This is a genomic window from Amycolatopsis sp. NPDC049868 (genome assembly GCF_044461365.1).
Lineage (GTDB): Bacteria > Actinomycetota > Actinomycetes > Mycobacteriales > Pseudonocardiaceae > Amycolatopsis.
In genome coordinates this window covers 557718-579805 of record NZ_JBITKV010000003.1, presented here as the reverse complement: position 1 = coordinate 579805, position 22088 = coordinate 557718, and the positions used below count along the sequence as shown (strand labels likewise).

The 22088-nt window shown below is 68.6% G+C and carries 17 protein-coding genes; 3 read left to right on the top strand and 14 right to left on the bottom strand.

Annotation, left to right across the window (positions count from 1 at the left end):
- Positions 1 to 4 precede the first annotated feature (4 nt).
- A complete protein-coding gene (locus ACIBTM_RS16270; RefSeq protein WP_395877371.1) occupies positions 5 to 1441 on the top strand; it encodes a right-handed parallel beta-helix repeat-containing protein in 1437 nt (478 codons plus the stop codon).
- 93 nt (positions 1442 to 1534) lie between these two features.
- Here ACIBTM_RS16270 and ACIBTM_RS16265 read toward each other — a convergent pair whose 3' ends face one another.
- Positions 1535 to 2104, bottom strand: a complete 570-nt coding sequence (locus tag ACIBTM_RS16265; protein ID WP_395877369.1) for a hypothetical protein — start codon at positions 2102 to 2104, stop codon at positions 1535 to 1537.
- 78 nt (positions 2105 to 2182) lie between these two features.
- On the opposite strand from ACIBTM_RS16265, the gene ACIBTM_RS16260 reads away from it, so the two are divergent.
- A complete protein-coding gene (locus ACIBTM_RS16260) occupies positions 2183 to 2530 on the top strand; it encodes a hypothetical protein (protein ID WP_395877367.1) in 348 nt (115 codons plus the stop codon).
- On the opposite strand, the gene ACIBTM_RS16255 is transcribed toward ACIBTM_RS16260, so the two are convergent.
- The 11 genes from ACIBTM_RS16255 to ACIBTM_RS16205 all read right to left on the bottom strand — a co-directional run bounded on the left by ACIBTM_RS16255 (position 2514) and on the right by ACIBTM_RS16205 (position 18825).
- Positions 2514 to 3149, bottom strand: coding sequence for a phosphatase PAP2 family protein (locus tag ACIBTM_RS16255; protein ID WP_395877365.1), 636 nt, complete (start codon positions 3147 to 3149; stop codon positions 2514 to 2516). The genes ACIBTM_RS16260 and ACIBTM_RS16255 overlap by 17 nt on opposite strands.
- Positions 3146 to 4327, bottom strand: a complete 1182-nt coding sequence (locus tag ACIBTM_RS16250; protein WP_395877363.1) for a glycosyltransferase family 4 protein — start codon at positions 4325 to 4327, stop codon at positions 3146 to 3148. Before ACIBTM_RS16250 ends, ACIBTM_RS16255 begins: the two co-directional genes overlap by 4 nt.
- Complete coding sequence (locus ACIBTM_RS16245) at positions 4324 to 5526, bottom strand: O-antigen ligase family protein (RefSeq protein WP_395877361.1); 1203 nt, start codon at positions 5524 to 5526, stop codon at positions 4324 to 4326. The genes ACIBTM_RS16250 and ACIBTM_RS16245 overlap by 4 nt, the downstream gene beginning before the upstream one ends.
- Position 5527: 1 nt before the next feature.
- The gene (locus tag ACIBTM_RS16240) at positions 5528 to 7048 is read right to left on the bottom strand and encodes a right-handed parallel beta-helix repeat-containing protein (protein ID WP_395877359.1); all 1521 of its coding nucleotides are present in this window, start codon (positions 7046 to 7048) and stop codon (positions 5528 to 5530) included.
- Complete coding sequence (locus ACIBTM_RS16235) at positions 7045 to 8991, bottom strand: alginate lyase family protein (protein ID WP_395877357.1); 1947 nt, start codon at positions 8989 to 8991, stop codon at positions 7045 to 7047. The genes ACIBTM_RS16240 and ACIBTM_RS16235 overlap by 4 nt, the downstream gene beginning before the upstream one ends.
- Positions 8991 to 11171, bottom strand: coding sequence for a bi-domain-containing oxidoreductase (locus ACIBTM_RS16230; RefSeq protein WP_395877355.1), 2181 nt, complete (start codon positions 11169 to 11171; stop codon positions 8991 to 8993). The genes ACIBTM_RS16235 and ACIBTM_RS16230 overlap by 1 nt, the downstream gene beginning before the upstream one ends.
- Before the next feature lie 15 nt (positions 11172 to 11186).
- Entirely contained in the window at positions 11187 to 13082 is a 1896-nt protein-coding gene (gene asnB / locus ACIBTM_RS16225; RefSeq protein ID WP_395877353.1) for an asparagine synthase (glutamine-hydrolyzing), read from the bottom strand.
- 189 nt (positions 13083 to 13271) lie between these two features.
- Complete coding sequence (locus ACIBTM_RS16220; protein ID WP_395877351.1) at positions 13272 to 14924, bottom strand: Wzz/FepE/Etk N-terminal domain-containing protein; 1653 nt, start codon at positions 14922 to 14924, stop codon at positions 13272 to 13274.
- Complete coding sequence (locus ACIBTM_RS16215) at positions 14921 to 16201, bottom strand: exopolysaccharide biosynthesis protein (protein WP_395877349.1); 1281 nt, start codon at positions 16199 to 16201, stop codon at positions 14921 to 14923. Before ACIBTM_RS16215 ends, ACIBTM_RS16220 begins: the two co-directional genes overlap by 4 nt.
- A 139-nt stretch (positions 16202 to 16340) precedes the next feature.
- Positions 16341 to 17528 (bottom strand): glycosyltransferase family 4 protein, encoded by a 1188-nt coding sequence (locus tag ACIBTM_RS16210; RefSeq protein ID WP_395877347.1) that lies wholly within the window; start codon positions 17526 to 17528, stop codon positions 16341 to 16343.
- Entirely contained in the window at positions 17509 to 18825 is a 1317-nt protein-coding gene (locus ACIBTM_RS16205; RefSeq protein WP_395877345.1) for a nucleotide sugar dehydrogenase, read from the bottom strand. Before ACIBTM_RS16205 ends, ACIBTM_RS16210 begins: the two co-directional genes overlap by 20 nt.
- A 299-nt stretch (positions 18826 to 19124) precedes the next feature.
- On the opposite strand from ACIBTM_RS16205, the gene ACIBTM_RS16200 reads away from it, so the two are divergent.
- Positions 19125 to 20531, top strand: a complete 1407-nt coding sequence (locus ACIBTM_RS16200) for a hypothetical protein (RefSeq protein ID WP_395877343.1) — start codon at positions 19125 to 19127, stop codon at positions 20529 to 20531.
- Between the two features lie 79 nt (positions 20532 to 20610).
- Here ACIBTM_RS16200 and ACIBTM_RS16195 read toward each other — a convergent pair whose 3' ends face one another.
- Together ACIBTM_RS16195 and ACIBTM_RS16190 are read right to left on the bottom strand one after the other, a co-directional pair.
- Positions 20611 to 21279, bottom strand: a complete 669-nt coding sequence (locus tag ACIBTM_RS16195; RefSeq protein ID WP_395877341.1) for a glycoside hydrolase family 75 protein — start codon at positions 21277 to 21279, stop codon at positions 20611 to 20613.
- A 117-nt stretch (positions 21280 to 21396) separates the two neighbouring features.
- A complete protein-coding gene (locus tag ACIBTM_RS16190; RefSeq protein ID WP_395877339.1) occupies positions 21397 to 22053 on the bottom strand; it encodes a polysaccharide deacetylase family protein in 657 nt (218 codons plus the stop codon).
- Between the last annotated feature and the right edge of the window lie 35 nt (positions 22054 to 22088).

Genomic DNA, 22088 nt, shown 5'->3' with positions numbered 1-22088 from the left:
CGGTATGCCCGCGTTCCTCGTTGTACTGCTGCTAGTCGCGACAGGAGTCGTCCCGGCCCCGGCGGCTCCGGTCGCGGCCTGCGCCGCGGGGCCGGTGAGCCCGGGGAAACCGGACGGTGCCGTGGTCGTCTCCCCGGGAACCGACCTTTCCGCGAAGACCCGCGAACTCCCGGCCGGCACGACGTTCTGGCTGACCGAGGGCGAGCACACGCTGGGCCCGGACGAGTTCGGGCAGATCATCCCGAAGGACGGCAACGCCTATCTCGGCGCCCCCGGTGCCGTGCTGGACGGTCGCGGCGTCAACCGCTACGCGTTCACCCAGCAGGCTCGCGACGTCGTCATCCGCGGCCTCACGATCCGCGGTTTCGCGGCGCCGCGCGATCAGGGCGTGGTCAACCACGACTCGGGTGAACACTGGACCATCGAGGGCAACACGATCGAGGACAACCGCGGCGCCGCGATGATGGCGGGACCGCGTCAGGAGATCCTCCGGAACTGCCTGCGGAACAACGGGCAGTACGGCATCAACGCCTACCGTTTCGGCGGCGGGATCACCGGGCTGCTCGTCGAGAACAACGAGATCACCGGGAACAACACCGACGACTGGGAGACGAAGGAACCCGGCTGCGGCTGCAGCGGCGGCGCGAAATTCTGGGCGGTGGACGGCGCCGACATCCGCGGCAACTGGGTCCACCACAACCACGGCGCCGGCCTGTGGGCGGACACGAACAACAACGACTTCCTCATCGAGGACAACCTGATCGAGGACAACGAGGCGGAGGCGTTGTTCTACGAGATCTCCTACAACGTCGTGGTGCGGGGGAACACCTTCCGGCGGAACACACTCGTGCAGGGCCGGGCTTTCGCTTCTCGCGGGGACGATTTCCCGGTCGGGACCGTGTACATCTCCGAATCCGGCGGTGAGCCGCGGGTGCGGGCCCGGACCTCGCTGGTGGAGATCGTCGACAACGTCTTCGAGGACAACTGGTCCGGAATCACGCTGTGGGAGAACGCGGACCGCTTCTGCAACAGCCCGGCGAACACGTCCTCCGGCTCTTGCACCCTTCTCGTTCCTTCGGTCTCTTCATGCTCCGCGCCCGGGATTTCGTCGCGTCCGCTGTATGACGACTGCCGGTGGAAGACGCAGCGGGTTTCGATCCACGGCAACAAGTTCTCTCACGGGTCTTCCTGCTCAGGATATTGCGGGCGGATGGCGCTTTTGGCGAACTTCGGGACTTATCCGGACTGGTCGCCTTATCGGGGTGCTTCCGTTTCCGACGCGGTGACGTTCCGGCAGGAGAACCGGTGGTATGACAACGCTTATTGGGGTGAATGGCGGTTCGTCGTTCATGACACTTCGCGGACTGTGGGGGTGGCGGAGTGGCAGGGGGCTCCTTACTCGCAGGATGCTTGTAGTTCTTTTGGGGATGGCGAGTGCTGAGCTCTTCGGGCGTCGGCGCGAGTGGGGAAGATTTCGGCCGTTGAGCGGCCGAAATCTTCCCCACTCGACCGAATTTCGGCATGACAGGTCCGTTCATGCACCTTTTCGAGCGCTCTTGTCGGTGCCGAGGTCCATGGTGGTCAAGTGCACCGAGGAAACTGGACGAACAGTCCCCTTCTGACCGATGGCCCGCGAGTCCTTCGCGTGGCGGAGCTCGAAGCCGCCGGCGTGCCGAAACGGACCATCACGCGCCGATGCGGTCCCGGCGGACCTTGGCAACGGCTGTTGCCCGGGGTCGTGCTGCTCCACAGTGGAGAACCCACCGATGAACAGCGGATCCAGGGCGCGTTGCTCCACGGGCGCGAAGGTTCGAGCCTGACTGGCCTCTGGGCACTTCGCCGCCACGGTTTGGAGCGATTGCCCTCGCCACGGGACGTGCACATCCTGATACCCCACGATCGGCGAGTCACCACGACGGGATTCGTCCACGTTGAACGAACCCGGCACCTGCCTCGCCCCCATTTCCGTGGCGATCTCCCCGTCGCGCCCGTCCCCCGAGCCGTCATCGACGCCGCCAGAAGACTCACCGACGAGGACGAGATCCAGGCGATGATGGCCGAGTCCGTCCAACGTCGCTTCTGCACCACCGACATGCTCACCCACGAACTGGACCAAGCGGGCAGGACCGGAACCGCGCTACCCCGAAGGGCCCTGACCCCGCTCGTCGCCGGAGCGAGATCCGTGGCCGAGGCAGACGCTTGGCGGCTCTGGCGAAGATCCGGTCTCCCGCCGGGCCACTGGAACGTCCCGATCTTCGACGCGGACGGGAACTACATCGCCACCCCGGACTTCTGGTGTGACGAGTGCGCCTTCGCCTGGGAGATCGATTCCTACCGCCACCACGCCGACCTCGACGGTCATCGCGCCACTGTCGCGCGCAACGCCCGCTATGTCACCGCGGGGATCGTCGTGCTCCAGACGCTGCCGTCCCGTCTGCGCACCGAGCCGGCGCAGGTCGAGCGCGAGCTGCGGGCCGCGTTCCGGGCGGCTCGGGCCCGGCCTCGGCCGGATGTCAGGCGGGCCGCGTGAGCCGGTCCACCGCCCACCCCACCACCGGCACCACCGCGACAGCGACCCCGAACCCCCCGAAGGTGTCCGTCGGATAGTGCGCCCCCAGCGCCACCTCGGCCCATCCCATCGCGAGCCCCGCGAACGCGACCAGCCCCACCAGCACCAGAGCCCCACCGACGGACCCGAGCCCTCGGACGTCGATCACCAGCAACCCCACGACGGTCGCGACGGTCACCGCGAAAGCCATGTGCCCACTCGGATACGAGAGGAACTCGCCGTGGATCAGCCTGCCGACCAGAGGTTTCAGTCCCGTGGTCAGCGCCACCGTCACCCCGCTCGCCGCCACCATGAGGATCGCGATCCGCTGCCGCCGGTGCCGCAGGCACAGCCAGCCGAACAGGGCGATCACGACGACCGCGCCGACCGGTTCGCCCGCGAAGTCGATGGCGGTCGCCAGGTACCAGAGCGGGCCTTCGACGCGGTCGACGACGGGGAGCACGAGGGCGTCCAGTCCGGCGGTGTGCGAGGTCCCGGCGTAGCGCAGGCCGAGGACGAGGGCGACGACGAAGCCGAAGGCGCCCAGGGTCCAGAGTGGGATCCTCGCCCTCGGCGGGACCGCGAGCGGACCGGCGATCACGCGTCGATCGCCGCCTGGTAGCCGCCGACGAGCCGTTCGAGACCGACTTTCGGCGTGAACTCCTGTTCGTACACCAGCCGCGCCGCCCAGCCCATCTCCTGGTTCCGTTCGGCGTCGCCGACGACCTCCCGCAAGCGGGCCGCGAGCGACTCGGGGTTCCCGGGTTCGTACAGCAGGCCGGTGACACCGTCCTCGACGAGTTCGCGGAAGGCGCCGTGGGCCGCGGCGACGGTGGGGACGCCGGCGGCCATCGCCTCGACCACGACCAGCCCGAACGCCTCCAGCCATTCCGACGGGGCGATGACGGCGTTCGAGCGGACGATCAGCTCTTGACACTCCACTTTGGACTGAAGGCCGACGTAGCGGACGTCGTCGCGGCCGTGGGCCCAGCGCGCGACCTCGTCCTGCATCGGGCCGGTGCCGGCGATCACCAGCGGCGGCAGCGGGCCGCCCGCCGCGACGAGCCGATCCCACGCCTTCATCAGCAGGCCGATGCCCTTTTCCTCGGTGATCCGGCCGAGGAACAGCAGATGCTCCCCCGCGCCCTTGCGCTTCTTGCCCGGGTCGGTGACGTAGTTGTACTTCACGGCGAGCCGGTCGGCGGGCATTCCGGCGGCGATCAGGATCTCGCGTTGCGCCCGTGAGATGCAGAAGAACTTCGAGACGCCGGACCACCAGCGGTTGCGGTTCAGCATCATGCTCGCCGCCATCGGCACGGTGGCGAGCCCCGAACCGCGGTAGCACCCGTGCCGCACCGCCGGGATCGGCTTGCGTCCCACGCAGTCGGTGCAGATGTAGCCCTCGCGGTACAGCGTGCCGGGCGGGCAGATCAGCGTGTAGTTGTGCACGGTCGCGACCGTCGGCACCCCGGCGTCCGCGCAGGCGGCCAGCACGGACGGCGAAAGCAGCGGGAACGTGTTGTGGATGTGGACCACGTCCGGCCGGTCGTCGGCGAGGCGTCCGGCCAGTTCCGCGCGCACGGCCCGGTTCCACGGCACCTGAAGCGGGACGACAGCCTTGCGCGGCAGCGACATTTCCGCGATGTCGTCGCTGCGCCGCTCGAACAGGCTCACCTCGTGCCCGGCCTCGGCCAGCAGCGCGGTCTCCTGGTCCACGACGTTGTTCTCACCGCTCGGCTGCTCGGATCGGTACCGGTTGTGGATCACGAGGATCTTCACGCGGGCTCCTTGAGAAGCTCAGGGTCGTCTCGCACCAGCAGCGACGCGGCCAAGGCCAGGTGCAGCAGGTACGGCGACGCGTCGCCGAGGCCCGCCTCGGTGTAGGAGGCGGAAAGACAGTAGGTGATCAGGAAGATCGCGCAGGCCCTGGCTGGCGACGGCGGCCGCAGCACCGCGACCACGACCAGCACGAGCAGGAACGCGGCGACGATCGCGATCCCGACGTAGCCCTGCTCGTGGTAGACGGCGAGCCAGCTGCTGTCGATCGGGAGCCCGTCGTAGGACTTGTCGGTCAGCCCGACACCGAACAGGTACTCGAGCGTCGTCCGCGGCGCGTCGAGCAGCGCGTCCCACACCTTCGCGCGGCCGGTGAGACTGGAGAAGTTCTCCTCGGACTGGCCGCGCAGGAACCAGGTCTGCAGCAGCCCGCCCAGCGCCACCACGCAGAACACCCCGAAGAAGACCAGCCCGGTGAACACCTTGCGCGCGCGGGCACTGGACATCCACTGCGACATCAGCGCCACCACGGTCCCGGCCACCAGGCCGAGCATCGCGGTGCGGGTATGGGTCAGGAGCAGGATCGCGAACGACGGCACGATGACGACCAGCGCGTTCCGCCGCTCCAGTTTCCCGCCGAGCCACAGCAGGACCGTGAGGCCGATGACGATCGCCGCGTACTGGCCGACCTGCGGCGGGGTCAGCGGCCACAGCGTGCCGGTGAGCCGTCCGCCGTATTCGAACGGCAGCGCGTTGCCCGGGCCCAGCGCGAGCCCGATCACCACCGTCACCAGCACCACGCCGTAGGCCCGGATATGGGTGCGGACGAGGTCGAGGCCGCCGTTCCACCAGCGGGTCAGCAACCACAAGGTGCTGATGAACAGCGCGAACCGGAAGCAGCGGAACAGCGCGCCGAAGCCGCCTTCCAGGTTCAGGCTCGCGACCACGCTCAGCACCAGCAGCACCGTGAGCAGGAAGAGATAGGCGCTCGGCCTGATCCGCAGCCTGGTGTTCAGCGCGAGCGCGATCACGAACGCGGCGCCCAGCGCGCCCATGGTGATCAGCTGGCTGACCGACCTCGGCAGCGGGATGACCGTCTTCGCCCCTGTCGAGCCCAGCGTGTTGACGATCAGCAAGGTCCAGGCGATGCCGACCGCCTTGGGGGTGCTGCGAATCGCCGGGCGGACCGCGGGTTCGAGCATGTCAGCCACCTCCCGCACGGGTGAGTTTGCTGCCCTGGTCCTGTTTGTACGGCGCGCCCTGCCACTCACCGAAGCCCAGCACGCGGCTCGGCTCGAACGCGACGAAGTTCCACGGCCCGGAGTAGACATTGTCGTGGAACCGGTTGCCCTGGTGGAACGTGATCGCCTGCTGGACGACCTCGCCCTGGTAGGGCGACCACTCCGGGAACGTGCCGAAGTTCGCGAGCATCGCCATCCGCGCGCAGCTCTCCTCGCAGCCCGCGACGGCCGGATCGAGCACGAACCGGTTGTGGTGGATCTCGACGCGCTGGGTCTTCCACCGGCAGTCGGCGTTCAAGCCGCCCGCCGCGATCGCCGGCTGCGCGCATTTCGCCTGCTCCGGCACCAGCCGTGTGCAGGAGCCGGACGAGGTGTTGGCCGGGCTGTTGCAGAACCGGTCGGAGTTCTCCCAGAGGGTGACGCCGTTCCAGTTGTTCTCGAACGTGTTCCCGGAGATCTCCAGTTTTTCCGTCCGCGCCTTCACCCTCGGCTCGCCGCCGGATTCGGACACGTAGATCGACGCCACCGGGAAGCTGTCGCCGCGATCGATGTAGCGCTTGCCGTCCACCCAGTTGTTGCGGCGGATGGTGTTCCCGGCGATGACGGCGTTGTAGCTGGTCTCGTACATCAGCGCCGAACCGTCGTTGTTCTCGATGACGTTGGCCTCGATGCGGAAGTCGTTGTTGTTCGTGTCGGCCCACAAGCCCACGCCGCGGTTGTCGTGCACCCAGTTGCCGGTGACGTCGGCGCCGTCGACCGACCAGAACTTGACCCCGCCGGAGCAGCCGCAGCCGTCGATCTTGGCTTCCCAGTCGCCGGTGTTGTTGCCAGTGATCTCGTTGCCCTCGACGACGAGGCCGGTGATCTTGTTGTTCTGCGCGTAGGCGTTCATCCCGTATTGCCCGTTGCGCCGCAGACAGTTCCCGCGGACCTGTTGCCGCGCGCCCGCCATCAGCGCCGCGCCGTCGTTGTCCTGGACGGTGCTCTGCTCGATGACCCATCCGTCGGCCGAGTCGTGGTTGACCACGCCTTCGTCGTGCGGCGCGGCGAAACCCTGGACGGTCAGGTTGCGGATCTTGACGTCGGCGGAGTTGCCGGAGAAGGCGTACTGGTTGATCTTCCGGCCGTCGAGGATCGCCTTCGGACCGCCGATGTAGACGTTGCCCGGCTTCGGGCTGACCTGGTCGTAGCGGTCGTCGCCGAGTCTGTGCGTGCCCGGTGCCAGCCAGAACGTCGTCCCGGCCGGGTTCGAGCGGGTCTTCGTGGCGAGATCACCCGGCACCGCGGGGTCGATCTTCACCGCCCCCGCCGGCGCTTCGGCCGGGCCCTCCGGCAGCTTGTCGCACACCTGCGCGACGGACCCGGACGGCTTGCCCGGATCCGGGCCCGGCTCGTCGGCCGGGGTCGTGCAGGCGGTGAGCGTCAACGAGCCGAGCAGCACCAGAAGCGCTGCCCGGCGGAGGCGGTGCGGTCGTGCGATCACAATGGTGGATCCTCGTTACCCGATTCGAAGGTGAGCACGCTGGTGAACGCGGCACCGTCGGCGGCGGTTCCGCCACCGAGCAGGGTCCACGCGGGCTCGCGGCGGCCGAAGCCTGCCGAGTACCAGCCCATCGGCGGCGCGGTCTCGCCGCGATGCGCCGACCAGGTGAGCTCCGGTGGGAGCTCGAACGTGGCCGTCCTGTCCTGGCCGTCGACCGTCCACGACAGGACGGCCCTGCTCCCGGTCAAGGCGACCTCGACGGCGGGTCCGAGATGGAACGCGAGACGGCAGTGCTGCGCCTCGCCGCCCCGGACCTCGTCGAGGATCCTGAGCTCAGTGCCATCGAGCTCCACCGAACGCCGGTGCACCGACGGCGCGTAGCCGTCGTGTTCCGCGCTCCAGCGCGACGGCGTTCCCGCCGCGATCACCGTGGTGACCGCGTGTTTCGTCCACAGGAACGGCCCGCCGGAGACGGACTGGTCGGCGCGGGAGAGTTCGAGCGTGTTGTGCCCGGCCGTGGACCGGAAGTACGACCGCCACTTCGGTTCACCGTGGTAGCAGTAGGTCCCCGGGTCGGCGAGAATGTCGACGCCGTCGTGCCGGACCTCCACCGAGAGCGCGTCCGCGTGCGCGTGGGCGGCGATGGACAGGAAACCGTGCGGCCCGCCGTCACACCGGCACCAGATCCCGCCGTCGCGCAGGATGGTCATCCCGGCGTCGGCGAAGTCGTCCCGCCGCCGTGCCGGACGCCGGGCGTCGACCTGGATGTCCTTGGCCAGCGCGGAGAAGAGCTGGGTTCGGACGTCCCCGCCCGGCGTCGCCGGCCACCAGTCCAACCGTCCGAAAAGGACGGATCCGGTGTCGAGCAGCGAAGCCCAGCGGCTGGTCTCGTCACCGTCGACGATCAGCCCGAAGCCGTCGTCCGCGTCGCCTTGCCGAGGCGGCCGTAAACGATTGTCCACAATGGATGCGAGCGCGTCGGTCATCCGGAGCAGCACGAGCCAGGTCGACTCGGGCACCGAGACCCCGGCGGCCTTCGCCTCCAGTGCCCCGGCGAGCCCCAGTTCCAGGACGAGCCCGTGGTACTCGGTGGCGAGTTCCCGGTTCAGACCGGAGTCGAAGGTGTTGTGCCGCAGCATCCTGTCCAGCGACGCCAGCGCCGAATCCCGCCACTGACCGGACTCGGGGAACCAGGCGAACGCGCAGGCCGCGGCGAGCTGCCCGGCGTCCTCCGCGATCACGTGGTTGTTCGCCGACGAACCCCGGCTCGGGAACGCGGCCAGCCAGCGCTGGTGGTGCCAGATCTGGTTGAGCGCCACGGGGTTGTCCTCGAACAGCGCCGGGGCCCGCCCCCAGCCGCCGAGCAGCCGCCGGACCCACACCCACGACAGCAGCCGGATGCCCAGTTCGATCCCGCTGACCCAGTGCACCCCGCGCATCGGCGGGTTGGCCGCCCACCACGACGCGAGGTGCGCGGCCACGCGTTCGGCGTACCGGTCCTCACCGGTCAGGGCGTACGCGGCGGCCAGCACGGTGAGATGCTGGTGTCGCGACGGCTCCCAGATCTGCTTGATGTCGCCGACGGTCTCCTCGCTCCGGTACGGGATGTCGAAGGAGTACACATCGGACGGTGCGCGGCGCCCGGTCTTCGGGTCGTACGACCAGTCCGGGTCGACGAGGTCGTCCCGCTCGACGCCGAAGTACTCGGCGCGCCCGTCCATCAGCCGGTCGGCGGTGACGAGCAGATCCTTCACCGCTTCGCCCGAGACGGCGGCGAGGACGTCCTCACCGGGCACCGTCGCGAACCGGCGGTCCGGCAGCCAGACCGCCTTCTCCCCCGCGACCCCGCGCCACTGGCGTTTGCGCACGACGTCGGTGACCCGGCCCGCGATCTCGGCGGGCCCCATCCTCGACAGTCTTCGCAGGTACCAGGACGGATCCATCAGCCCAGCCCCTCCTTGGCGTTGATCCGCACCGGAGCACCCGTTTCGAGGCTGCGGCCGACCGCGAGCGTGGCCAGCGTCGTCGAAACGAGCGACTCGACGGACACCGGCATCGAGACGCCGGTCGTCAGCGCGTTGACGAACGCTTCGAGCTCGGCGGCCTGGCCCTTGTCGCGGCCCTTGGGGATGCGGGAGCTCGCCCACTTCTTGCGGCCGAACACCGACGCACGCGCGAAGTCGTCGAACTTCAGCACCTTGCCGTCGGCGGTGACGTCGATCGTCTCCTTGGGGAACGACGGCGAACCACTGGTGGTGTACGCGATCGACGCGGTCGAGCCGTCCGGGTAGCGCAGAAGGATCTGCAGGTCCTGGTGGCCGGGGGTCGCGGTGGCGTACACGGAGACCGGGTCGGAGCCGAGCAGCCAGCTGACCGTGTCGATGAAGTGGCCGCCCTCGCCCGCGAACCGCGAACCCTCGCTGTCGGCCTGGTTGTACCAGCTGTTCGCGTCGAGCTGGCCGGCGTTGACCAGGTACCGCACGGAGGCCGGGCCGATCCGCGGCCCGAAGTGGAGCACCGACTCGTTCAGCAGCGGGGCGAACCGGCGGTTGAACCCGACCTGCAGCCGGTCGTTGCCGGATTCCTCGATCGCGCCGAGCACGACCTCCAGTTCCTTCTCCGACAACGCGAGCGGCTTCTCGACGAACACGGCCTTCCCCGCGAGCAGCGCGCGCCTGGTCAGCTCGGCGTGCGAGCTGTGCCTGGTCACGATGAACACGGCGTCGATGGAGGAGTCTTCGAGCATCGTGTCGAGATCGGTGGTGGCGCGGGCGAAGCCGAACTTGCGTTTGGCGTTCGCGCCCGAGAGCGCGGAGGTGGTGACGACCTCGGTGAGATCGACGTCCTCCATCTCCGCGAGATGCGGCAGGAGCATCGAGGACGCGTAGTTGCCCGCGCCGACGAACGCGACCCGCACGCCGCCGCCCTTGGGCACCGCCCGTACCGACGCGGTCTTCGGCATCGCGACCTCGGCGACCTGCTCGGTGGCCGCGACGGCGCGTTTCTCGTACTCGAACAGCACCGCGACGGCCTTGAGCTCGCCCTCGTTGAGCTTCCGGTACGTCTCGACGGCGTCGGAGAAATCCGAAACGTGCGAGATCAGCGGCTCGACGTCGAGCCGCCCGCTGCCCATCAGGTCGATGACGCATTCGAGGTTGCGGCGCTCGGTCCAGCGGACCTGGCCGATCGGGTAGTCGCGGCCTTCGAGTTCGTACTCCGGGTCGTAGCGGCCAGGGCCGTACGAACGGGAGAACCGGACGTCGAGTTCCTTTTCGTAGTAGGCGTTCCACGGCAGGTTCAGCGAGCATTTGCCGATGTCGATCACGCGGCCGCGGTCGCGGGCCAGCTTCGCGGCCAGCTCCACCGGCTCGTTCGTACTGCCGCCCGCGGCGAGGTACACCTGGTCGACGCCGTGCCCGGAGCTGAGCTCCGCGACCGCGGTGTCGACGACGCCGGACGCCGGATCGCCGCATTTCAGGGCACCGAGCTGTTCGGCCAGCGCGCACCGCTCCGGGTCCGGGTCGACGCCGACCACGCGGACCCCGGAGGCGACCAGCAGCTGCACGACCAGCTGGCCGATCAGGCCGAGCCCGATGACCAGCGCGATGTCACCGATCTGCGGTTCGCCCTGGCGGACACCCTGCATCGCGATCGAGCCGACCGTGCCGAACGCGGCGTGCCGAGGGTCGACGCCGCCGGGCACCTTGGTGTACAGGTTCTTGGGCACCCAGTTCAGTTCCGCGTGCAGCGCGTGCTCGTTCCCCGCGCACGCCACGTAGTCCCCCACGGCGACGTCGTCGATGCCCGCGCCGACCTCCTCGACCACGCCGCACAGCGAGTACCCCAGCGGTGTGTACGAGTCGAGTTTGTTCATCGCCTTGCGGTAGGTGGCGCCGAGCCCGTTCGTCGCGACGCTCTGCATCACCTTCGCGACCTGATCCGGCCGGGCCTTCGCCTTGCCCACCAGCGAAAGGCTCGCCTCGGACACCTTCATCATCTCGGTGCCGGTGGAGATCAGCGAATAGGCGGTGCGGACCAGCACACCCCCCGGTTTGCACGCGGGCACTTCGACGTCGAGGAGCGCCAGCTCCCCGCTCTTGTAGTTCTGCACTACCTGCTTCACGTCGCTCCTCAGCGATCAGGCGGATCGGGCCGAAACGGCGCCGCGGTACCAGTACTCGAGGGTCAAGATGTGCCAGAGATGCTTGGACCGGTCCTGCTGCCCGGACGCGTCCTCGTCGACGAGCTTCTGAAGGGCCTCACGACGGAGGAACCCGGCCTTCACCAATTCGCCTTCGTTCGTCACCTCGCGCACCAGTGGCGCGAGGTCGCGGCTCATCCAAGCCCGCAGCGGCGCGCTGAACAGGCCCTTCGGCCGGTGCACGATCTCGGCGGGGAGGATGGACAGCGCCGCTTCCTTGAGCGCCATCTTCCCTTGGCGCTTGACGATCTTCTTGTCACCGGGGATCCGGAAGGCGGCCTTCACGACCTCGATGTCGACGAACGGCGTCCGCACCTCGGTCGAGGCGGCCATGCTGGACCGGTCGGTGTAGGCGAGGTTGAGCCCGGGCAGGAAGAGCCGCGAATCGGCGAGGCACATCCGGTTCACGAAATCCGACAACGTGTTGTCGTGATAGGTGTCCGCGTGTTCGGTGAGCACGTCGTCGACGGCGCCCGCGAGGTCCGGGTTCAGCAGACCGGCGAGTTCGGCCTGGTCGTACATCGTGTAGCTGCGCCGGAACGCGGTCTCCTCCGGCAGCTCCGCGAACGAGAGGAACCGCTTGGCGAACCGGACCGAACGGAACCCGCGCTTCGAGGTCGCCACCGGCAGCCGGTCCACCAGGGACTCGACGGGCCGCCGCACGAGACCGGGAACCCGCTGGTACTGAACGGCGATCTTGTTCGCGAGATGCTTGCGGTATCCGGCGAACAGCTCGTCGGCACCCATTCCCGAGAGCATCACCTTGACCCCGGCCTCGCGAGCGGCGGTGCAGATCAGGTAGCTGTTGATCGCCGCCGGGTCACCGATCGGCTCGTCGAGGTGATACGTCATCCGCGGCAGCAGATCCAGCACCTGCGGCGCGATCTCGATCTCGTGCAGGTCGACGCCGAACTTCGCGGCGACCTTCTTCGCGTACATCAGGTCGTCCGGCATGGCCTCGAACTTCGCGTCCTCGGCCCGGAAACCGATGGTGTACGCGGAGATCCCCGGCCGCTCGCGCGCGGCGAGCGCGGTCAGATAGCTGGAGTCGAGCCCGCCGGAAAGGAACGTCGCGACCGGCACGTCGGCGATCAGGTGCTTGCGCGTGGAGTCTTCGATGACGGCGTTGAGGTCGAAGTCGCCCTCGTAAGCCGCGCCTTCTTCGGCGACCTGGCGCAGCGACCAGAAGGTGCCGCGCTCGACGTCACCGTTCGGCCGGAACCGCGCCCAGCTGCCCGGCGGCAGCTTCTCGGCCTCGCGGAACGCGCAGCGGCCGTCCGGAACCCAGTAGTAGAGCAGGGAAGCGACGAGCGCGGTGTCGTCGACGGTCAACGAGCCGCCCAGTTCGGTGGCCAGCGCCTTCAGCTCGGACGCGAACACGACGCCCTTGCCGCGGCGCACCAGGAAGAGCGGCTTGATGCCCAGCTGGTCGCGGACCAGCATCAGCTCGCCGGAACGCTCGTCGAAGACGCCGAACGCGAACATGCCGCGGAGCCGGTGCAGGCCCTCGGTGCCCCACTTCCGCCAGGCTTCCAGCAGGACCTCGGTGTCGGACGTGCCGCGGAAGCGCACGCCGGTGGCTTCGAGCTCCTTCCGCAGTTCCGGCGCGTTGTACAGCTCGCCGTTGTAGGTGAGCGCGAGCCCGTCCTTGACCATCGGCTGCGCGCCGGTCTCGGTCAGGTCGACGATCGACAGGCGTCGGTGTCCTAAATGGACTTCTCCGTGGTCGTACCTGCCGGAGCCGTCCGGGCCCCGGTGCGCGAGCGTCTTGGTGAGCCGATCGGTGAGCGGTCCCCCGTCCGGCCAGAAGTAGGCCCCTGCGATGCCGCACATCTACTTTCGCTCCCCTTCTCTAGAGGTGAACCCGCGACCGCGGCCGACGTCGGCAGGGCGCTGGTCGGCGTTTCACGTCACGTCTGGCGGAAAGGGCGCCCTGCCACCGCGCCAGCGGGGCCTTCGGCCATGGCGGGTTCACGCGTGTCGTCCCTTCATCGAGTTGCACCTCTGCTCCGCCATTCGTCCCTACAAGGCTTCGGCGTTATCCGGTGACACAGGCGAGAATCGTTTGGTCGGCTGATCGGCGTTGTCGTGCTCTTCCGGCCGCTTGTACGGCGTCGGCGGACGCCGCCGCGCGCTCTTCTTCTCCCGAGGCGGCTCCACCGGCGAGAGCCGCCGCACCGGGAGGTCCTCGTCGGGGAACATCTCGACCGGTTTCGCCACCGGCCGCGGCGTCAGTCGTTCCGGCGGGGCCTTGCGCTCCGGCACGGCACCGGCGCGACCGCGCAACGCGGTGTGCAGGCCGTCCCACAGCGTCCCGTCGGTGTGGTCGCGCGGATCCGGGTCGACCACGACGACGCCGATGATCGGGATCCGCCGGTCCGCCAGCTGACGGGCGACGGTGTGCAGCCATTCGGTGTTCGCATGCCCGGTGCGCACGACGAGGATCGTTTCCGCGCCGAGGAATTCGAGGTCGGTCCACGCCGTGCCGGGTTCGACCGAGCCGACGCCGATGCGCCGTTCCTTCGCCGTCATCGGAGTGTCGCCGCGGTCGAGTACCCGGATCGGGCCTTCGCCGGCCAGCTCGCGGAGGTTCGTCTTCGGCAGGTCGTCGACGAGCGACACCGGCCCCTTCCCGGCCAGCTCTCGCGCCATGTCGACGGCGAGCGCGGCGGTGACCTTGCGGGCGCCGAGGTCGAGCAGCGACACCGAGCCGCCCTCCTGCCGGGCCGCGCGGACGAGGGTCGCCGCGACCCGCTGCCGCCGGGTCGCGGCGGTCGAGCGGCGCAGGAACCGGGGCGGCTTGGGCAGCTGGGCGATCACGGAGGCGCCGAGGTGCTGCGAGATCTCGCGGCGCAGCACCGGCCGGTCCTTCACCACGCTCGTGATGGCCGCGAGCCCCAGCCCGGCGAGCAAGCCCAGCGCGAAGCCGATCCCGGCGTCGGTGGCGAGGGTCTTCAGCAGCGAACGCGGCAGGATCCGCGGCGCGTCCACGATCTGCGTTCCCGCGGCGACCTTCGGCGTGCCGATACCCGCCTCCTGCGCACGGCCGTCGTAGTCGGAGATCTTGGACGTCAGCTCCGCGCGGCGCGAGTACAGCCGCTCCAGCTGCGCGGGGTTGGCGTTGCGGCCCTTGGCCTCTTCGGTGACGATCGACGCCTCGATCGGGGTGAGCTCGTTCTGTGCCTGGTTGCGCTGGTCGAGCAGGGCCTTCTGCTGCGCCGCCGCGGCCGCCTGGTTGCGGCCGATGTACTCGGCGATGAAGGCGTCCGAGATCGCCTGCGCGCGGGCCAGCGCCTCGTCGTTGGTCTTGCCCTTGACCGTCAGCTGGAGCACGTTGTTCGTCAGGCCGAGCCCCTCGTAATCCTTGAGGAACTCCTCCGGCGCCTGCGTGCTGTTCAGCTTCTTGAGCGCCTCGCCCGCGGTCTTCGTCGTCTTGAGCACGGCGACGTCGGTCCGCATCAGCGTTCCGCTGTCGGTCGGCGAGTCGTCGGGGTGGATCACGAGGATCTGCGCGACCGCGGTGGGCGGCGACGGCAGGAGCATCGCGACCAGCCCGCCGGCGATCAGCCCCAGCAGGGCGGTGGCCACCCACAGCCGACGCCGTCTCCGTACCGAGACGACCAGCCGCTGCAGATCGATGAGCGGCTCGGATTTCGCTTTTTCGGCGCTGGTCACGTGGTACCTGCCAGTGCTTCGTGGCCGGACGGGGCAGGCGTGCCGGGCCGGGTACGGGTCGGCCGGACCGGCCGGACCAGCACGGTGCCCACCATGGCGAGACCGGCGTCGGCGACGGCTTCGGCGATCCCGACCAGCTCCCAAGCGGACCGGGAGCCGAGGCTCGTCACGACGAGGACCCCGTCCGCCTCGGTGTCCGCGACGACGGGCCGCGCCGGGGACACCGTCACGACGGTGAACCACCGGTCGGCGAGCACGGTGAGCCGTTCGGCGGCCGCCTGCCCGGCGCGATCGCCGTCGGCGGCGACCACGAGCAGGCGCCGGTGCGGCAGCCGGGAGACCAGGCGCCGGTACAGGACGTCGGAGTCGATCTCGTCGGCGGCGACGTCGATCCGCGGGATGTTCCACGGCCTGTCGTCACGGAGGAGCTTGGCCCGCAACGTGGTGCCGGCCGGAGCCTGCTCGACGGCGTCGAAGGTGGCCAGCACCGGACCGCCGATCGCCGCGGCGATCTCCTCCTCGTCCCGCAGCCGCCGGTCGGTGCGGGCGGTGAAGAGGTGACCGAACAGGCCGATGAGGAAGAAAAGCGCCGCGCCGCCGAGCGCGAGCTGCGGGAGCGTCGGCGCCGCCGCCGAGGAAGGCAGTTCGGCCGAGCCGAGGACGACCATGTTGCCGAGGCCGCTGGCCGTGTCGGCCGCGTTCAAACTCGACATCGCCGATTCGATCGACGAACGCAGGCCCTGCAGTTCGGTGCGGATCTGGACGCTTTCGACGGTCGTCTTGCCTTCGTTGACCTTCGCGGAGAGTTCGCTGATGCGCTGGTTCGTCTGCTGGACCTGCTGGCGCAGCGTCTCGCGGCGTTCCTGCGCCAGCTGCACCGCGGCGTCGCCGGAACCGGCGATGATCTGCGTCGAGTACTTCACGAACTCGCTCGCGACCTGGTCTGCCATCCGCTGCGTCTGTTCGGCGGTGTCGCCGGTGGTCTCGATGGTGATGACATTGCCCTGTGCGACCGACGTGGCCACCTTGTCCCGCAGCTCGGCACCGGTCATCCCGTCGCCGAGCCCTGCGGCGGCCCGGTCGAGCACGACCGAACTGGTCGCCACCTCGGCCTGGGTGAGCAGTTCGTCCGCCTCGCGCGGGCCCTGCAGCAGGACGCTGGACGTCGTGGTGTAGCCGGGCGAGAGGATCACCGCCGATCCCGCGCCGACCAGGGCGCCGAGCACGGCGAGGACCACCAAGGTCCGCCATCGCCCGCGCAAGACCTGTCCGATCATGGACAGGCGCACCGTATCGTCAGTCAAAGCCGGGGTCTCCCATCGGTGCGTGCGGGTGCAGCATCAATCCCGTCGGAGTGACCGCGATGTTGGTTACAGGATTGCCCGAGTCTTGTTCAAAACGCGATCGGGAAGTCGATCACCGGACCGCGGCCGCATAGGCCGCGAGCAGGGCTTTCTGAGAGTTCTCCCAGGAGAGCGGACCGGCGACGCGTGCCCGCCCCAGCTCGCCCATCTCGGCCCGCTGGTCCGGCGAGTCGAGCAGATGCGCGATCAGCTTCGCGAACTCGGGCTCGTCGTTCGCCGGCGCGTACAGCGCGGCTTCCCCGGCCGAAACGCGAGCCTCCCGCAGCTCGAAGGAGACGATCGGACGGCTCATCGCCATGTACTCCATGATCTTGTTCATGGTCGACACGTCGTTGAGCGGGTTCAGCGGATCCGGCGAAAGGCAGACGTCGGCCGAGGACAGGTAGCGCAGCAGGTCCTCGTCGGAGATCCGGCCGGTGAACTCCACCTGGTCGTCGAGCTTCAGTTCCTTGGACAACGCCACCATGGCGTCGAAGGCGTCACCGGACCCGATGAACACGGCGTGCCAGTCGGTGCGGCCGACCTCGTCACGCAGCGAAGCGAGCGCGCGCAACGCGTAGTCGACGCCGTCCTGCGGGCCCATCACACCGAGGTACGCCAGCAGATGCGGCTTGCCCTTCTTCAGCTCGGGCTCGGCCGGGACCAGATGGAACCGCTCGACCACGGGCGCGCTGCGCACGACGAAGACGTCGTCCGGCGATTTGCCGCCGCGCTTCACCGCGACGTCCTTGTAACTCTCGTTGGTCGCGATGACGACGTCGGCCGTCTTGTAGGTGCGGCGCTCCAGCGCGCAGACCGCGCGGTACAGGAGGTCTTCCCCGCGGTCGAAACGCGAGAGGTACAGCTCGGGACAGAGGTCGTGCTGGTCGAAGATGAACTTCGCGCCCTGGCGTTTGAGGTACAGCGCGACCAGGAACAGCAGGTCCGGCGGGTTGCAGGCGTGCACCACGTCGACCCGGCCGACCTTGCGGGCGAGCCGGAGCGTGTGCCACAGCGCGGAGCCGTACTCCTGGACGTACCCGGCCGGACCACCGGTGGCCGCCTTCAGCGGGTACCGCAGGATGTGGACGCCGTCGATGGTGATCTCGGCTTCGGTGTCCCGCTTCGTCCCTTGTGGACAGATGACGTGGACTTCCCAGCCGGCGTCACGGAGTGTCTGGCACTCCTGCCAGACGCGGCGATCGAAGGGGACGGAAAGGTTCTCGACGAGGATGAGAGCTTTACCAGGCAAGACCGACATATCCCTCTTCAGCCCGGCGCTCGGCGGCGTCGGGAACGCGGACGAGATCGATGATGGTGCGGCCGCCACCGGCCGGGAGCGCCGCGAGGACCTCCGGGTCCGTGCAGCCGATGAGGCAGACCTCGGCGTGGTCGACGACCTCGCCGATGGAGCCGGCCAGCAGCTGGCCGAGATGCGGCAGCCTGCCCTCGATGTACTCGCGGTTCGCGCCCATCAGCCGCGAAAGGCTGACGTTGGCGTCGTAGATGCGGAGGTCGTAACCCTTGCCCAGCAACCGCTCCGCGAGCTCGACGAGCGGGCTCTCGCGGAGGTCGTCGGTGCCGGGTTTGAACGACAGGCCGAACAGGCCGACCTTGCGTTTTCCGGTGCGCGCGACCAGATCGAAGGCGCGCTGAAGGTGTTCGTCGTTGGAGGGCAGCACATGCGAGAGGATCGGGACGGCGACGTCCGCGCGGTGCGCGGCGTAGACCAGGCCGCGCAGATCCTTGGGGAGGCACGAGCCGCCGAAAGCGAACCCGGGGCGGAGGTAGGCGGGGCTGATGTTGAGCTTGCGGTCGGCGAGGAAGACCTCGATCACCTGGTGCGAGTCGAGCCCGAGCGCGCGGCAGATGGCGCCGAGCTCGTTCGCGAAGCCGATCTTGAGCCCGTGGAAGGAATTGTCGGCGTACTTCGTCATCTCGGCGACCGGGATCGCGACGCGGAAGACCTCGCCGGGAAGCCCTTCGTAAAGCGCCGCGACGACGTCGCCGCTGGCCGGGTCGAGCTCGCCGATGACGGTCTTGGGCGGGTCGAAGAAGTCCTTGACGCTGCTCCCCTCGCGCAGGAACTCGGGGTTCACCGCGACCCCGAAGTCGACGCCCGCGGTGCGGCCGGACGACTTCTCCAGAATGGGGACGAGCAGGTCGAGGCAGGTGCCGGGGAGCATGGTGCTGCGGAAGACGACGGTGTGGCGTTCGGTCTTGTCTCGGAGCGCTTCGCCGATCTCCTCGGCGACGCGTTCCAGGAACGCCGTCGACAGGCTGCCGTTCGGCGCGGACGGGGTACCGACACAGATCAGGGAGACTTCGCTGTCCGCGATCGCCTGTCTGACGTCGGTGGTCGCTCTCAGCTTGCCCTGGGCGACCACTTCCGCGGTCAGTTCCCCGATCCGCTCCTCGACCACCGGCGCCTTGCCGCTGGAGACGAGTTCGATCTTCACCGGGTTCACGTCGACCCCGACGACCTCGTGCCCGCGTCCGGCCAGGCATGCCGCCGACACGCAACCGACGTAACCGAGCCCGAAGACACTGATCTTCATGACGAATTCCTCCAGCCGCATTCCGCTGCCCGTTGGTCGGCCGGAGGACCGGGTTCGTTACCGGTGTCCATCGTTCGCCTGCTTTTGGCGGAATGCCTGTGCGGCAAGGGAATTACTCATCGTTCGAGGCCCGCGAAACGCTACAGCGAGCGCGTAAGGGTTTCGTCTCGATCTCCCGTACACGCCGGGGACGCCGTCTTGGTTGCCTTCCGGTGACGCCGGAATGTTCCGTACTGGTCAATCGGGCGAAGCGGCTCTTAGGTTCAGATCGTCAACGACGAGCACTTGGGGGAGAACCGATGCGAAGAACCCTTCCCGGAAAATGGCTGCGTGCCGTCGGCGTACTGACGTCGGCCTTCACCCTCGCCGGAGCGATCGCCGCGGTACCCGCGTACGCCGATCCCGGCCCGAACCTCAAGATCACGGCGGCCGTGCCGGACGGGCGCTGGTTGCGGGACGACACCATTCCGATCGACCTGACGATCACGAACATCGGCGACGCCACGGCGACCGAGGTCATGGCCGAAGGAAGCACCTACTCCGGCCCGTATTACGGCTTCGACCTGGACACCTGGGGAGAACTGAGCCACAACGGTCCGGGCGTGTCCTTCCAGCCGGGTGAAAGCCGGGCCTATCGCGTGACCGGCCGGATCTGGGGCGCCGAAGCGGGCAATCCCGTGGTGAGACTCGACGTGAGGACCCCGGTCGACACCGACCGCACGGACAACACCGTCGATGTCCCGGTGAACGTGATCCCGCCGGAGACCACCGAACGGGTCGCCGGCCAGGTTTACGGAGACAAGAACCGCGACGGTGTCTTCTCCGCGGGAGAGGAGCTGGCGGGGATCAAGACCCTGGTGGGCGGCCCTGGACTGCCGAACGAACTGTCGGTGCTCACGGACTCCGCCGGCCGGTTCTCCTTCGACGCCGTCCCGGTCGGCGCCACCCGGATCGTGTACTTCCACAACGTCCCCGACGGCTGGCTGCTCCCGGAAAGCACCATGATGCGCCTGGACGGCAGTGGTAAGTACGAAGCGCTGAGCATCCGGGGCCGGCAGCCGCTCAGCCAGGCGCTTCAAGCGACGATCACGCTCGACAAGCCGAGTTACGCACCCGGCGAGACGGCCAAAGCGACTGTCACGCTCACGAACAGCGGCGCGCACCCGCTCTCCGGCCTCTTCGTGACCTGCAGTGACGATGGCACCGGAACGGACCTGAAGATCCCGCTGGAACAGTGGGGTGCGTTCGGCTCCCCGCAGGCGGGCTCGCTGGCCCCGGGCCAGCGACTGGTGCTCCCCCTGACCGCCCAGGTACCCGAGAAGGCCGCCTACTTCGGCAAGACCTTCCTGTACTGCGGCTTCGACGGCAAGGCCTACGTGCGGGGTCCGCGGGTCTCCGTCGAAGCCAAGGTGCCCGGCAAGCGCGCCGACAGCCGCGGCCTGGCCTGGGTCGACAAGAACAACAACTACCGGCCGGACGACGGTGAAGGCCTCGCCGGCCTCACCGCCACTTTGTCCACAAAGGACAACAAACTGGTTTCGTTCGCCAGGACCGACGCCAAGGGCTACGTGACCTTCCCCGGGGTCGCCGTCGGTGAATACGTCTTCCGCGTGGCAGGTCCCTGGAAGGCGGTCCACGACTCGACCGTCCAGCACATCGCTCCGCCCTACGGCGGGGACTGGTGGGTACAGATGGAACCGCGCTGACCCCGTCCGGTCATGAGAAGTACATGAAGGCCCCCTTCCTTGCGCCAGGCGCAAGGAAGGGGGCCTTCATGTACTTGAGCTATCCCTGAACGAACTTCGCCGCCAGGCCCTCCCCCACGGACGTCGCCTTACCGTGGTTCTCGATGGGCGAAACCTTCGAGTTCTTGAAGCAGATGTACGTGACGCCCGAGTCGACGCCGCCGTTCTTCGGGTCCGGGTTGATGCCCAGCGCCTTCGCGGTCGCGTAGGACGCCTCGCCGATGATGTTCTTCGGGCCGGTGTCACCGATGACGGTGTAGAGCACCTTGTTGTTGTAGATCACCGCGCACGAACCGGCGCCCTTGAGGCCGGCCTTCTCGAAGTTCCACGTGCTGCTGATGCTCGGCACGACGATGTAGGGCGTCTCGTCGGCGACCAGCGCCTTGCCGTCGGAGCGCGGGTACGCGGTGCCGTCCTGGAACCACGGGTCGGTGTTCTTGTTGCACCGCGCGGTCGGCTGCCCGTCGCAGTCGACGTCCATGTCGGCCTTCCAGAACACGGCGCTTCCCGCGTCGCAGACCGCGATGGTCCTGCCGGTTTCCTCGTCGGTCTTGTACTTGCCGTTCGAGACCTGCTTGCAGCTGGTGGTCTTCGCCAGCAGCTGCTGCGCGGTCGGGCCCGCCTGTATCGAAGGGGCGGCCGCGGCCGTCGCCGCGGGCGCCAGCCCTGCGGCCACCACCATCACCGAGAACAGGAGCAGTTTCCGCATACCGAGCACCCCTTAGTTAATAAAGCTTCTTTATCTAGGGTGCTCAGGATGCCTTCGCCGATGGTTCGGCTCAAGGGCCGACAGGTGGTTGTTTTCCCACTGCACAAAGAAAACCGGTCAAAAGCGGGCAAGCCTGGCGACCCGCGCCATCACCCGTCCCGCTCGGCGGTACAGGCCCTCCCGCTCACCGAGCACACCGTCGATCCATTCCTGGTCGACGTCGTGCCGGACCTCCGTACGCGGCCGCAGCCAGCCGTCACGCGAAGCCTGGCCGCCTTCTGTCGTGTAGACCCTGGTCGCCCCGGAACGCCGGAGCCTGCTGAGCACTCGCCGGTCGTAGGCGCCGAACGGCGGGGCATACGCGCGCACCGGCTTCCCGCTCAAATCCGCGAGCAGTCTGGGTGCGATTTCGAGTTCACGCCGGGCATGCCTGCCGTCGAGCCGCCGCCAGTCGCGATGCTCCCAGCCGTGCGAACCGATCGACATACCCGCCTCGACCAGCTCGCGAAGGCCGTCGGCGTCGACGAAACCCCGCTGCCCGATCCGGCCCGCGAGAGGGAAGAACTCGGCCGTGAGATCGCGCTCCACCAGTCTGGGGAGCGCGATCTCGACGTCCGAGACGTTGCCGTCGTCGAAGGTGAGCCCGACGTCCTCGCGTCCGGCCACCGAGTCCAGCACCCGCTCGAACTGCTCGACGGTCACCCATGTCTCGTTTTCACCTGGATCCAGCGCGCGCACGGGTTTGCCCACGCCGCCAATCGCCAGGATCACCATCCGCGCCTCATTCGGGACCGAGTATGTTTCCCGAT

Bases quoted from the DNA above. Each gene is read 5' to 3' on its own strand.
- ACIBTM_RS16245 (WP_395877361.1), bottom strand. From the start codon at position 5,526: ATGCTCGAACCCGCGGTCCGCCCGGCGATTCGCAGCACCCCCAAGGCG.
- ACIBTM_RS16205 (WP_395877345.1), bottom strand. From the start codon at position 18,825: ATGAAGATCAGTGTCTTCGGGCTCGGTTACGTCGGTTGCGTGTCGGCG.
- ACIBTM_RS16190 (WP_395877339.1), bottom strand. From the start codon at position 22,053: ATGGTGATCCTGGCGATTGGCGGCGTGGGCAAACCCGTGCGCGCGCTG.
- ACIBTM_RS16195 (WP_395877341.1), bottom strand. From the start codon at position 21,279: ATGCGGAAACTGCTCCTGTTCTCGGTGATGGTGGTGGCCGCAGGGCTG.
- ACIBTM_RS16210 (WP_395877347.1), bottom strand. From the start codon at position 17,528: ATGTCGGTCTTGCCTGGTAAAGCTCTCATCCTCGTCGAGAACCTTTCC.
- asnB (WP_395877353.1), bottom strand. From the start codon at position 13,082: ATGTGCGGCATCGCAGGGGCCTACTTCTGGCCGGACGGGGGACCGCTC.
- ACIBTM_RS16200 (WP_395877343.1), top strand. From the start codon at position 19,125: ATGCGAAGAACCCTTCCCGGAAAATGGCTGCGTGCCGTCGGCGTACTG.
- ACIBTM_RS16215 (WP_395877349.1), bottom strand. From the start codon at position 16,201: ATGATCGGACAGGTCTTGCGCGGGCGATGGCGGACCTTGGTGGTCCTC.
- ACIBTM_RS16270 (WP_395877371.1), top strand. From the start codon at position 5: ATGCCCGCGTTCCTCGTTGTACTGCTGCTAGTCGCGACAGGAGTCGTC.
- ACIBTM_RS16235 (WP_395877357.1), bottom strand. From the start codon at position 8,991: ATGGATCCGTCCTGGTACCTGCGAAGACTGTCGAGGATGGGGCCCGCC.